Origin of the sequence: Mesorhizobium denitrificans, assembly GCF_003403035.1 — a bacterium.
In the GTDB taxonomy this organism is placed as follows: domain Bacteria; phylum Pseudomonadota; class Alphaproteobacteria; order Rhizobiales; family Rhizobiaceae; genus Mesorhizobium_G; species Mesorhizobium_G denitrificans.
In genome coordinates, this window is record NZ_QURN01000007.1 from 27,946 (window position 1) to 40,795 (window position 12,850).

Here is a 12,850-nt window from a genome sequence, read left to right on the forward strand (position 1 = left end):
AAAACCGCCATAGACCCTCGGGTCAAGCCCGAGAGCAATGACCCGTATTTCACCGTATCAAGCCGCTGGTGCGCGGCGGTTCAGCGAGAAGTTCTGGCCGGTGGCGTTGGTGCAGTTCAGCTGCTGCGGCGTTGCCAGCAGGCAGTTGAACGCAATCGGCGTCTGGCGAATCAGCGAAGTGCCGGTAATCGAGATCATCTTGTTCTCGGTGAACCGATAGCTGCCTTCCGCCAGCTTGTTGCCCGTATCCGTAGCGTTGGTCGAGAACACGCCGCCCTGGAAGCGAGAAACGGCCACGCCGTCTGTGCTCAGCCATTCGCCGTCAACCGGGCTTGCCGCGGCAACGCGCGTCGGGCTGCTGCCGCCGCTGGTGGAACAACCTGCCAAAGCAGCGAGTGCTACCGCTGCGATCCCCATCGATGCAATTTTTGACGCAAAGGTCATCGTCATGTCCTCTCTTCGTCCCTCGAATCTCTGTTGCTTTATGACAAAGCAAAAAGCAAGCGCGGCGTAGCTGCGCCGCGCTCGTCTTGCGCGTTACCGCACCAATATGTTGCGGAACTGCCAAGGATCCTTCTTGTCGATGTCTTCGGGGAAGAGGCCGGGGCGTTCGTCGAGCGGGGTCCAATCGGTATAATAACCAGTGACCGGGCCGAGATAGGCCGACTGCACTTCGAGGCAGCGCTTGTAGTCGATTTCATCGGTTTCAACGATGCCCGCTTTCGGGTTTTCAAGCGCCCAGACCATGCCGGCGAGCACAGCGGAACTAACCTGCATGCCCGTCGCGTTCTGGTAAGGCGCAAGCGTGCGCGCTTCCTCCAGCGATAGCCGTGAACCATACCAATAGGCGTTCTTGTCGTGGCCGTAGAGCAGCACGCCCAACTCGTCGACGCCGTCAACGAGTTCGTTTTCGTCCAGCACGTGATGCACCGGCTGCGCCTTGCCCGCTGCGCCGAACATTTCATGCAGCGAAAGCACGGCGTCGTTGCAGGGGTGATACGCGTAATGGCAGGTCGGGCGGTACTTCACCTTGCCCTTCTTGCTGTGCACCGTGAAGAAATCCGCGATCGAAATCGCTTCATTATGCGTAACGAGGAAGCCATATTGCGCGCCCGGCGTCGGGCACCATGTACGAACGCGCGTATTCGCGCCCGGCTGTTCGAGATATATTGCAGCCTTGCTGCCTTCCTTGAATCCACGCGCGTTCTTGGGCATCCATTTTTCATGCGTGCCCCAGCCCAGTTCGGCAGGCTGCAAGCCTTCTGAAATGAAGCCTTCGACCGACCATGTATTCCAGAATACATTGAGCGGCTTCGGCTTCTTGGTGCGCTGCGTGTCGCGCTCCGCAATGTGAATGCCCTTCACGCCGGCTTTCTGCATCAGCTTTGCCCAACCTTCGCGGTCATTCGGTTTCGGCTCGGTGAATTTCAGATCAAGATCGTTGGCGAGGTTGACCAGCGCCTGCTTCACGAACCACGAAACCATGCCGGGGTTCGCGCCGCAGCATGAAACGGCAGTTGTGCCGCCGGGATTTTTGCGAACTTCTTCGCGTACGGTTTCGCGCAGCGCATAATTGGTGCGTGAGGCATTGTCTGCCTTGTCGTCGAAGTAGAAGCCGAGCCACGGCTCCACGACCGTATCGATGTAGAGCACGCCGAGCGAGCGGCACAGCTTCATCAGGTCAAGCGAAGAGGTGTCCACCGATAGGTTGACGCAGAATCCTTGACCACCGCCCTCAGTCAGCAGTGGTTTGAGCAGCTTCTTGTAGTTCTTCTTGGTAACGGCGTCTTGAATAAACCTGATGCCACGCTCGTCCAGCAGCTTGCGATCTGCATCGTTCGGGTCGATGACGACCATCCGCGATTTGTCGAATTTGAAATGGCGTTCGATTAGCGGGAGCGTTCCCCGTCCGATTGAACCAAAGCCGATCATCACGATTGGCCCAGTTATCTCACCGTATACAGGCCATTTTTCATTCGCCATTTTTTGCGGCACTCCGAGTTGTTGACGTCAATATGTGCTAACCACATCGGCGCGTCACAATAAAGGGGCGAATAGAATCAAGCTAAACGCGCCGGGATCAGCCCGCGCAGAGAATTGCCAAGAAAAATGCTCTTGGCGCGCGTCAATTCCGCAGTTGTGAGTATTTCTTCGCGCGCCTTGCCCGTCTCGATCAACCAGCCGCGCAGCACGCCCGCGAGCAGTCCGCAGTCGAGCGCCGGCGTCAGCAATGCGCCTCCGTCACCCATATCGAGAAACAGGCTGGTGATCGTGCCTTCACACATTTCGCCGCGCTCGTTGAGCAGCAGAACCTCGTCGGCTTCACCGGTCGGATATTCTGCGCGCGCCGCATCGTAAGCAGCCCGCCGCGAGGTTTTATGGCGCAGGAGAGGATCGTTTGATGCAAGTCGGGCCTGCGCGATTTTCGCGTTCCAAACCCTGTCGGCAGGCAGGGGTTGAAACGGTGCGGTCGTACATTGCGCTGCGCCGCTTCCATCCAGTGTAAGCCTGACGCGCAACATCTCGCTTTCTGCGGTGGCCACAGCGTTTGCAAGTGCGGCTTCCGCCGCGCCGTCAGTCCACGCAAACTCCAGCGCATCGGCAGAGGCGCGCATCCGCGCTACATGGCGTTCGCCGCGCAGGAATCCCGCGCCGCATTCCCAACGCAGCGTTTCGATCAGTTCGTAGTGGGCGCTGTCCCGGTCGCGAAGCGCGCTTTCAGCAGGCATTCCTGATACTCGCTCTCGGCGGTTGAATCGAAAACGATGCCGCCGCCTACATTGTAGACCGCGCGCCCGTTCTTGAAGAGGGTGATCGTGCGTATTGCCACATTGAAACGCATTTGCCCGTTTGGCGCGATCCATCCGATAGCCCCGCAATAGGCGTCGCGCGGTGTGCTTTCCAGCTCGTGCAGAATTTCCATCGCCCGGATTTTTGGCGCGCCGGTAATCGAGCCACATGGAAACAACGCCGCGAAAATGCGCTCTATTGTCAGATCGGGCAGTAATTTAGCCCGCACGCGGCTCACCATCTGATGCACTGTCGGATAGCTCTCGATACGGAAAAGCTCCGGCACATCCAGCGTACCCACCTCGCTGATGAGCGAAACGTCATTGCGCAGCAGGTCGACGATCATGCGGTTTTCCGCCTGATTTTTCTCGTCGTTCTGGAGAAATTTCTTCAGCCGCGCATCTTCTGCCTTGGTCTTGCCTCTTGGTGCAGTGCCCTTCATCGGGCGCGTTTCGATCCAGCCATCCGTGTCAATCTCGAAGAACAGTTCGGGCGAGCGCGAAAGAATGATCGGCTCCCCAAGGCAAACCAGCGCGCCATAGCTGACTGGCTGTCGCGCCGTCAGCGCATCGAAGGCTTGCCGTGCCGTGCCGCTCCAATGCGCTTCAATCGGAAATGTCAGATTGGCCTGATAGCAATCGCCAAGCCGCAAGTGCCGATGCAGCTTGTCGAACCGCTTTTCGTAGTCCTCGAACGTCCACGTTGCGCGGGCGTCGTATATCGGCCCGTTCGTATCGATTGCCTCGGTGCTTGCCGCCGCATCGTGCGGCCCCTCGAAAACGCCGAACGACAGCAACGGCGTGCGTCTGCCCTCTGGCAGCAGTGGCCGCAGCTTGGGTTCCAGCAGATAGCCCGCCTCATATGAAATATAGCCCGCCAGCCACTTGCCCGCGTTTTTCGCTTCCTCCATCGCTGCTAGAGCAGGGCGCAAATCGCCCGCGTCCCGTGCCTCGATAATCCTCGAAGGCTTGGCAAAAAGGCGCTCGGTTCCTTCCGCGTCATTGCGGAACAGAACCGTCGCGTCGGCGGATGGCGTGCGGGTCATGGATGTCAGGCGTCGAGTGTTTCCAGTTCGTCGATCAGGCCCTCAATGACGGCCAGCCCACGCTGCCAGAAATCCGGCTCCCTGGCATCAAGACCGAATGGCGCAAGCAATTCAGAATAATGCTTGCTGCCGCCCGCACGCAGCATCGCGAAATACTTCTCCTGAAAGCCGTGCTCCGCCTTGCTGTAAACCGCATACAGCGAATTCACGAGGCAATCGCCGAACGCATAGGCATAGACGTAGAATGGCGAATGGATGAAGTGCGGAATGTAGGTCCAGAATGTCTCATAGCCGGGCCGCAGCGCTATTGCGTCGCCAAGACTCTCGCTCTGCACGGCAAGCCAGATTTCGCCAATCTGGTCGGCGGTCAGTTCGCCACTGCGCCGCTCGGTGTGAATGCGCCGCTCGAACTCGTAGAAAGCAATCTGGCGCACGACCGTGTTGATCATGTCCTCCACCTTCTGTGCGAGCATCGCCTTGCGCTCCGCCTGGCTGCTGGTCTTTTCCAGCAGCGAGCGGAACGTCAGCATTTCGCCAAACACAGATGCAGTTTCCGCGAGCGTCAGCGGGGTTGATGCCATCAGCGCGCCTTGCGAACCCGCAAGCACTTGATGCACGCCGTGCCCCAATTCATGCGCCAGCGTCATCACATCTCGCGGTTTTCCGAGGTAGTTCAGCAGTACATAGGGGTGCGCGGAGGGAACCGTTGGGTGCGCAAAGGCCCCGGGGGATTTACCCGCGCGCACCGGTGCGTCGATCCAGTTCAGGTCGAAGAATTTGCGAGCAATATCCGCCATTTCCGGTGAAAACTGGCGATACGCTGAAAGTACGGTGTTGCGCGCGTCGTCCCACGGAATCGTCGCCTGCGGTGTCTGGGGCAGCGGCGCGTTGCGATCCCAATGGTTCATCTGGTCCATGCCTAGCCAGCGCGCCTTCATGCGATAATAGCGATGCGAAATGCGCGGATAGGCGTCGCGCACGGCAGCAGCCAGTGCATCCACCACTTCACGCTCGACACGGTTGGACAGATGCCGGAAGTCGGCAATGTCGCTGAATGACCGCCAGCGATTGGAGATATCCAGGTCCTTCGCCAGCGTGTTCGTCACCAGTGTAAACGTGCGCAAATGCTGGCCGAATGTTGCAGCCAGCGCTTCCGCCGCCTTGCGCCGCACCTCCGGGTTCTGATCTTGCAGCTTGTTGAGCGTCGGCTCGATCGGCAGTTTCTCGCCGTCGATTTCAAAACGCAGATCGGTGATTGTTTCGTCAAACAGCCGGTTCCACGCGCCGCGACCGGTCACCGACTTTTCATGGAAAAGTTGCTCCACGCGGTCCTCAAGCTGGTGCGGCTTGTCTTTGCGCAAATCTTCGACCCAGGGCCGGTAGTGTCCAAAGGCCGGGTCTGCATCCAGCGCTGCAGCCAGCGTTTCATCGGGAATGTTGTTCAGCTCCAGCCCGAAGAAAATCAGATGTGTTCCGGCGTCGGTCAGTTTTTCCTGCACGTCGCCGTAAAGTTTCACACGCTGCGGATCGGACGTGTCACCCGCGTAAACCAGCCCTGCAAATGAGCCGATGCGGCCCATAAGCTCCTCGATTGCCTCAAACTCCTTGATCGCAACACCCAACCCGCCATTTGCGCCTTTCAGCGCTTCGGCCTCTAGATTGCCGCGCCAACGCTTTTCGAATGCAACGGAAAGTTCGGCGGACCGGGCAATATCTGCCGCCAGTTGCGGCGAATCTATAGATGGGTATAGATCTGTCAGGTTCCATTCGGGCAGCGCGCCAAGGGCATTTTCTCCAGCCGCGGCGAGAACGGGTGAACGGCTAACGGTTTCGTGGATCGTTATATGCATTCGATTTTTCCTTGCGGCGCTTCCCGCTGCTGCCCTCTAAGCATCGGTGCAACGCCATATTGATGCAATGCGTTGAAGCCTTGTTTAGAACCCTGTGCCACATTGATCCAGACTGACTTTACAAAGCCCCGTAAATCATGCCCTCAACTGTACTTATTATAGATGACGATCCTGTCCAGAGGCGGCTGCTCGAAGCGGCTGTCATGAAATTCGGCCACACGGCGCGCGTGACCGATAGCGGCGAGTCGGGTTTAAAGGCACTGGACGGTCCGGGGTCGGGCGACATCGCAGTTGTGATTCTCGATCTCGTCATGCCGGGTCTGGACGGTCTTGCCGTGTTGCAGGCCATGCGTGAGCGCGGCATCGAAACGCCCGTTATCGTGCAGACAGCGCAAGGTGGCATCGAAACCGTCGTGTCCGCCATGCGACAGGGTGCGTTTGATTTTGTCGTCAAGCCAGCATCGCCGGATCGCCTCAACAAGGCCATCACCGATGCGCTGAAGGTCGAGTCCTATGGTGGCGTCAAGCGAGGTGCAAAAAGTCCGCTTACGCTCACCATCAAAGACCTGATTACCGAAAGTGCGGCGATGGAGCGTGTGGTCAGCCTCGCGCGCAAGGCGGCGGGGTCGAACATTCCGGTGCTGATCGAGGGCGAGTCCGGCGTCGGCAAGGAAATGATTGCCCGCGTCATTCAGGGGTCCAGTGAGCGGCGCGCCAAGCCTTTCGTCACGGTCAATTGTGGTGCCATCCCTGACAATCTGGTCGAAAGCATCCTGTTCGGCCACGAAAAAGGATCGTTCACCGGCGCAAGCGAAAAACATGCCGGCAAGTTTGTTGAAGCGCATACGGGCACGTTGTTTCTGGATGAAATCGGCGATTTGCCGCTGGACGTGCAGGTCAAGCTCCTGCGCGCCGTTCAGCAGGGTGAGGTCGATCCAGTGGGCGGGCGCGCAACGATAAAAGTCGATATCCGGCTCATTTCCGCAACGCACCGTGATCTTATCGAACAGGTCAAGATCGGGCGTTTTCGCGAGGATTTGTTCTACCGCCTCAATGTTTTCCCGATCATGGTGCCGCCGCTGCGCGACCGCCGAGAGGATATTCCGCATCTCGTCAGGCATTTTATCGGCCGCATCGGGCGTGAAACCGGCAGTCAGGTGCGCTCCGTCACGCCGCAGGCGCTCGCAATGCTTCAGGCTTACGATTGGCCGGGCAATATCCGTCAGCTCGAAAACGCCGTCTTCCGTGCCAGCGTGCTGAGCGAAGGCGATGCACTCACCGTCGAAGAGTTTCCGCAGATCAAGGCGCAGGTGGAGGGCGTCGTTTTCGTTCCATCCGCCCCGCGCGAGACGCCATCGCAACCTGTGCCCGTGCATGAGCCGCAACCAACGCTCGTGCCGGACATTGCCGATTTTCAACCGGGCCTGCTCAGCGCGCTGGACGAGAAGGGGAATATCCGTCCGCTTACCGAAGTTGAGCAGGAGTTAATTGAATTCGCTATCGCCCATTATGGCGGGCAAATGAGCGAAGTCGCGCGCAGACTCGGAATCGGACGCTCAACGCTCTATCGCAAGCTCAAGGAGTACGGAATCGACCCGGAAGCTGCGACAGGCAGCCGCAATGTCGGCTAAAAGCCCGCTAAATTATTTATTTACAGTAATTTAACTTCATTTGATTCGAATTTAGATTCGGGCAGTTTGCCCGATTCTTGCCATTGTGTTACCGCAATTGGTTTACAAAAGCGGTGGGCAATCGACCGCGATACTTCTATAAGCGATGGTTAACCATTAGCATTGATAGTCTGGGTGTGATCTTTTCGCACCCGGTACTGAGCCGGGGGACAGCACGCTGAGCGTACAGGGCCTATCGATTTGACGACCGTATTGAAGAACGACAGCCGGATTGCGGGTTATGTCTGGCCGACATGGATTGCGGCCGCGTTTTGCCTTTTCGGTGCTGTTTTTGGAGCAGCATCCGCGGCAAACGCAGAGACACGCTCGCTTAAGCTCTATTTCGTCCACACGGGCGAGAAGGCCGAGATTGTTTTCAAGCGCAATGGCCGTTTTGATTCCTCCGGCCTGCGCAAGGTGAACATGTTCCTGCGTGACTGGCGTCGGAATGAGCCCACCAAGATTGACCCGCGCCTGCTGGATGTCGTCTGGGAGGCCTACCGTCAGTCCGGCTCCCGCGCTTATATTCACGTCGTTTCCGCCTACCGCTCGCCTGCGACAAACGCCATGCTGCGCAGCCGCAGCCGTGGCGTTGCCAAGAAGAGCCAGCACATGCTCGGCAAGGCGATGGACTGGTATCTGCCCGATGTGAAGCTCAAGACCCTTCGCAACATCGGTCTGCGCATGCAGGCTGGCGGCGTCGGCTACTATCCGACTTCCGGTTCGCCTTTCGTGCATTTCGATGTTGGCAACGTTCGCCACTGGCCGGGCATCAGCCGTGCGGAACTCGCCTCCGTTTTCCCGAATGGCAAGACGCTGCATGTTCCGAGCGATGGCAAGCCATTGCCGGGTTATGAGCAGGCGATGGCGGCATATAAGCAGCGCGTGACCAATGGCGATCTCGCCATTGCCAGCCTCGCCAGCGGCAAATCCTCTACCAAGAAGCGCTCCGGTGGTCTTCTGGCTGCCTGGTTCGGTGGCGGTGCGGATGAGGAGGAGGATAATGGCGAGTCCGAAGGCCCGGTAAACGTTACGCCGAAGGCCAGCGTGCCGACAGCGTCGGACGATGATGCACCTGCAATTGTCGCGCCAAAGCCCGCTGTCCGTCAGCCTGAAATCACTATCCTGCCGCCTGAACTGGCAGCTCCGGCTAACACGCGTCCGCAACCGGCCGAAGAAATGCAGCCTGCGCCGCAGGAAGTTGTCGAGACGCCGGAAACGATTCTTGCCGCCTTGCCTGCGCGCAAGGTGCCGATGCCTGCCTTCGCGCCGCGCCCAGATGCGAATGTTGGCCCAGCGGCCGATGCCACCCAGGTTGCTGCTTTGATGGAAGATCAGGCAACGGCCCTGCCGGTTGGCGATGCCCAGCAAACCGCGATGGCCGATGGCCCTGTGCCGATCCCGGCTTGGCGTCCAGACTATAAGGCTGCGCCGGAAAATGATGATCCGGCAGCGTTGCTGGCCTTGGCAAGCGCTACGCCGCAGCCTGCCGCTTTCGCGCCGCTGCCGTCAGAACGCCCGACGCCAACGCCAATCATGGAAACCGCTCCTGTGGCGGATGCTGGCGCGGCGATCGAGAGCTTGCCTGAGCGCCGTCCCGGCACCGACGGTTCCATTAGCAGCGATACGCAGATCCGTGTTGCGTCCATTCCTGAGCCTGCCCAGAAAAGCCAGCGCGTCGCAGCCAAGGGCGCGAAGCCGGTTGCTGTCCCTGTGGCAGATACGGCTGGCGTCAAGACCACTGCCAAGTCTGGTCGCGTAACCACCGCTTCCACGACGAAGCCGCAATCCAAGCCGGTTGTCGTTGCTGCAGCTCCGCAGTCAGCTCGTTGGGCGCTGGACGAAAACTATGTGAAGAATGGCAAGGGCAAGTCTTCCGCGCCGTCCTTCGCGCAGAACATTGTCCGCACTGCTCCTATGGAAGTCTACACGGCTGGTTTCCAGTCTAGCGCTTCTGCCACCGATCCGAATCGCTTCACGGGTAAGGCCGTCGAATTCCTCTCGGTCGCCAAGTTCAACTAAGCGAATTTATCAAGTTCAAAGCGACGCCTTCGGGCGTCGTTTTTCATTTGTGCTTGCAAGCGGGATGGGTTCACTGCGAGATAAGGATCAATCACGGATTGAGGGCCGCGTACGGTGCTGGTTGTGCGCCGTTCGGGAGTGGAAATGAGCGAACACAGTTTGCAGACATTGATCGCGTTTTTCGAAGCGCGCGATTCGTTGACCGACAGTGAGCGCGAGACGCTGGAACGTCTGCCGCATCGTCGGCATTCCTTCCATCGCAATGAGGAGATGGTCGAAACGCACACGCGCCCCAAGGAAAGCTGCATCGTTCTCAAGGGCCTCGCAGCGCGTGCGGTTTATCTGAAAAACGGAGCGCGTCAGCTAACCGCTGTGCACGTACCGGGCGATTTCGTTGATCTCCACGCCTTTCTATTGAAGTTCATGGATCATAGCGTCATCGCGCTCGGCGAGTGCGACGTGGCTTTCGTGCCGCATGAGCAGCTTCTGCGCATCTCGGAAGAGCAACCGCATCTCACGCGCCTGTTCTGGATGTCGACGGTCATCGACGCTGCCATCCATCGCTCGTGGCTGACCTGCATTGGCCGCCGCTCGCCGGAACAGCATATCGCTCATCTGTTCTGCGAGGTTTATCTCAGGCTGGAAACAGTCGGCGCAGCCAAGGATATGACTTTTGAGTTTCCCGTCACGCAGGCGGAGATGGCCGATATGCTCGGCCTTTCCGTGGTCCATGTGAACCGCACCATCCAGCAATTGCGGGCCAAGGGCTTTGTAAATTGGGATGGCGCTACGGTCACGATCAAAGACTTTGCGCGGCTGTCGCAGTTCAGCGAGTTCGACCCGACTTATCTGAGCTTGATGAAAACGCCGCGCTAGGCGTGGGAAAAGCCGGTGCGCATCGCACACCGGCTTTGAGCGTCAGTTTGCCAGCGCTGCTGTCACCGCTGCTTGTGCGTCACCACCATCGAAGGTCGTTACGCCTGCGATCCAGGGCTTGATCGCGTCCGGATTTTCCTTCAGCCAGGCCTTGGCAACATCGTTGGGGTTCTCACCCTTCAGCACCTTGTCCATCATGCCGTTTTCCATCGACAGGTTGAACTTCAGGTTCTTGAAGAACGCGCCGGCGTTCGGACATTCGCTGGTGTAGCCCTTGCGCGAAATCGTGTAGACTTTTGCTTCGCCGAAACCTGCCTTTTCCAGACCGGTCAAATAGGTGATCGGCATTTCGCCCATGACCGGGTGCGGTGTCCAGCCAAGGAACACGACCCAGCCCTTATCCTTCATCGTCTGTTCGGCCTGTGTCAGCATTCCTGCTTCGGAAGATTCCACCAGTTCGAAGCCCTTCAGATTGTTCGCCGGGTCTTCAATCAGCGCCAGCAGGTTCTTGTTGCCGGAAGACCCGGCTTCGATACCGTAGATTTTGCCGCCGAACTTCTCGGCATTAGGGCCAAGATCGGCGAGCGATTTCACGCCCGCTTCGGCGACATAATTTGGCACCACCGGGCCGAAGCCAGCGCCTTCGAGGTTCAGCCCAACAACTTCGATTGAGCCCTCATCGGTGTAAGGTTTCAGCGCGTCGGTCTGTGTCGGCATCCAGTTGCCGAGGAACACATCGATGTCGTTTTCCTTCAGTGCGGTCAGCGTCACCGCAACAGACAATTGTGTAACTTCCGGCTCGTAGCCCAAGGCAGTCAGCAGGTTGGAGGCCACGCCCGTCGTCACCTGAATGTCGGTCCAGCCCACATCAGACAGCCGAACCTTCTTGCAGCTTTCGGGATCGCCGGCCTGAGCCGTGGCCAGACCGATCATCAGAGCGGTTCCCGCCAGAAGAGTACGCATTGCAAACCTGTTCATGTCAGCACTCCTGTTTTTAGTGTTTATTTTAAGTCTATTCCCCTCTCGGAAAGCGCTGGTTCTCCTCCAACACATTCAGATCAAGATGATTGCGCATGTAGCGCTCCGATGCTTTTTGCAGCGGTTGATAGTCCCATGGGTAATAGGCGCCGTTCCGCAGTGCGCGATACACGACATGTCGCCGGGCCTGACTCTCACGCACGGCGCTGTCGAAAGCCGCAAGGTTCCAGCGTGCATTGGCTTCGTTGGTCATTGCCTTCAGCCTGTCCGCATAGGTTGCGTCGTCGGCACGGTTGACGAGCTCGTCCGGGTCGCGCGCCAGATCGAACAGCATTGGTGGGTCTTGTTCGCAGAGCACCAGCTTCAGCGCGCCGTCGCGAAGGCAAACCAGCGGGGATACGGAACCTTCCGCCGCATATTCTGCCGGAACCGTGCCGCGCTGCACCTTTCCTGCCGCAACTGGCGCCAGGTCTTCGCCATCGGTCCAGGGCGCGAGTTCGCCCATGTCGATGCCAGCAAGACCGGCAAGCGTGGGGCAAACATCGAGTGTCGAAACAGGATCGTCGATCCGCCGTGGCGTCCATCCGGGCGCGGCGATCATCAGCGGCACACGCACTGATCCTTCGAAAAAGCTCATCTTGAACCACAAACCGTGTTCGCCGAGCATGTCGCCATGGTCTGATACGAATACTACCGCTGTGTTGTCCGACATGCGACATCTTTGCAGCGTGTCCAGTATCTCGCCCACCTTGTCGTCAATGTACGAGATGTTGGCGAAGTAGCCTTGGCGCGCTTGCCGAACGTGCTCTGCTGTTATGTCGAACGCCCGATGGTCGCAGGCATCCATCAGCCTGCGCGAATGCGGGTCCTGCTGCTCGTAAGCAATCGGCGCGACATGTGGTTCCAGTGCATCCGAGTTCGCATAAAGGTCCCAATACCGACGCCGCGCGACATAGGGATCGTGCGGATGCGTGAAGCTCACCGTCAGGCACCAGGGCCGCGCATCATGTCCGCGCGCGAGATCATAAAGCTTGCGATTGGCGTTGTAGGCAACCTCGTCGTCATACTCCATCTGGTTGCTTATCTCGGCAACGCCAGCGCCGGTCACGGAGCCGAGATTGTGATACCACCAGTCGATGCGCTCGCCCGGCTTGCGGTAATCCGGCGTCCAGCCGAAATCCGCCGGGTAAATATCGGTCGTCAGCCTTTCTTCAAAACCATGCATCTGGTCGGGACCGACGAAGTGCATCTTGCCCGAAAGGCAGGTCTGATACCCGGCGGCCCGCAAATGGTGCGCGAAGGTCGGAATGTCGGAGCAGAATTCCGCGGCATTGTCATAAACGCGCGTGCGGCTGGGCAATTGGCCCGCCATGAAAGAAGCGCGCGCCGGTGCGCAAAGCGGGCTAGCTGTATAGGTATTCGCAAACCTCACCGAGCGCGCTGCGAGCGCCGAAAGGTGCGGCGTGTGCAGAAATTGCGCCGGTCCATCTGGAAACAGCGTTCCGTTCAGTTGGTCCACCATAATGATCAATATGTTGGGCCGGGTCATCGAACCTCTTTTTGCTGCAGCATGGCTGGTTTTCTTGCCAGACTCCTGTCAACATTAAGAAACGCGATGC

At 58.6% G+C, this 12,850-nt stretch carries 10 protein-coding genes; 3 read left to right on the forward strand and 7 right to left on the reverse strand.

All coding sequences use genetic code 11. The features are described from left to right. Nucleotides 1-57: 57 nt before the first annotated feature. The 5 genes from omp10 to DY251_RS10560 all read right to left on the reverse strand — a co-directional run bounded on the left by omp10 (nucleotide 58) and on the right by DY251_RS10560 (nucleotide 5,685). Entirely contained in the window at nucleotides 58-444 is a 387-nt protein-coding gene (omp10, locus tag DY251_RS10540; protein ID WP_116624044.1) for an outer membrane lipoprotein Omp10, read from the reverse strand. Nucleotides 445-537: 93 nt separating this feature from the next. Then, nucleotides 538-1,983: a homospermidine synthase gene (locus tag DY251_RS10545; RefSeq protein WP_116623868.1), complete on the reverse strand. Its 1,446-nt coding sequence runs from the start codon at nucleotides 1,981-1,983 to the stop codon at nucleotides 538-540. Between the two features lie 77 nt (nucleotides 1,984-2,060). Beyond that, entirely contained in the window at nucleotides 2,061-2,729 is a 669-nt protein-coding gene (locus DY251_RS10550) for an aminotransferase class IV family protein (protein WP_116623869.1), read from the reverse strand. Next, complete coding sequence (locus DY251_RS10555; RefSeq protein ID WP_116623870.1) at nucleotides 2,678-3,835, reverse strand: aminodeoxychorismate synthase component I; 1,158 nt, start codon at nucleotides 3,833-3,835, stop codon at nucleotides 2,678-2,680. The genes DY251_RS10550 and DY251_RS10555 overlap by 52 nt, the downstream gene beginning before the upstream one ends. A 5-nt stretch (nucleotides 3,836-3,840) precedes the next feature. Then, complete coding sequence (locus DY251_RS10560) at nucleotides 3,841-5,685, reverse strand: M3 family oligoendopeptidase (RefSeq protein ID WP_116623871.1); 1,845 nt, start codon at nucleotides 5,683-5,685, stop codon at nucleotides 3,841-3,843. A 137-nt stretch (nucleotides 5,686-5,822) separates the two neighbouring features. Between DY251_RS10560 and DY251_RS10565 the strand changes: the two genes are divergently transcribed. The 3 genes from DY251_RS10565 (at nucleotide 5,823) to DY251_RS10575 (ending at nucleotide 10,253) form a co-directional block, all read left to right on the forward strand. Next, entirely contained in the window at nucleotides 5,823-7,316 is a 1,494-nt protein-coding gene (locus tag DY251_RS10565) for a sigma-54-dependent transcriptional regulator (protein WP_116623872.1), read from the forward strand. 240 nt (nucleotides 7,317-7,556) lie between these two features. Then, entirely contained in the window at nucleotides 7,557-9,377 is a 1,821-nt protein-coding gene (locus DY251_RS10570; protein WP_245415921.1) for a peptidoglycan L,D-endopeptidase MepK, read from the forward strand. Between the two features lie 144 nt (nucleotides 9,378-9,521). After that, nucleotides 9,522-10,253: a Crp/Fnr family transcriptional regulator gene (locus DY251_RS10575; RefSeq protein WP_137113554.1), complete on the forward strand. Its 732-nt coding sequence runs from the start codon at nucleotides 9,522-9,524 to the stop codon at nucleotides 10,251-10,253. Nucleotides 10,254-10,295: 42 nt separating this feature from the next. Here DY251_RS10575 and choX read toward each other — a convergent pair whose 3' ends face one another. Next, nucleotides 10,296-11,231 carry a choline ABC transporter substrate-binding protein gene (gene choX / locus DY251_RS10580; RefSeq protein ID WP_116623874.1) on the reverse strand — a complete coding sequence of 312 codons (936 nt, stop codon included), beginning with the start codon at nucleotides 11,229-11,231 and terminating at the stop codon, nucleotides 10,296-10,298. A gap of 34 nt (nucleotides 11,232-11,265) precedes the next feature. Beyond that, entirely contained in the window at nucleotides 11,266-12,780 is a 1,515-nt protein-coding gene (gene betC, locus DY251_RS10585) for a choline-sulfatase (RefSeq protein ID WP_116623875.1), read from the reverse strand. Between the last annotated feature and the right edge of the window lie 70 nt (nucleotides 12,781-12,850).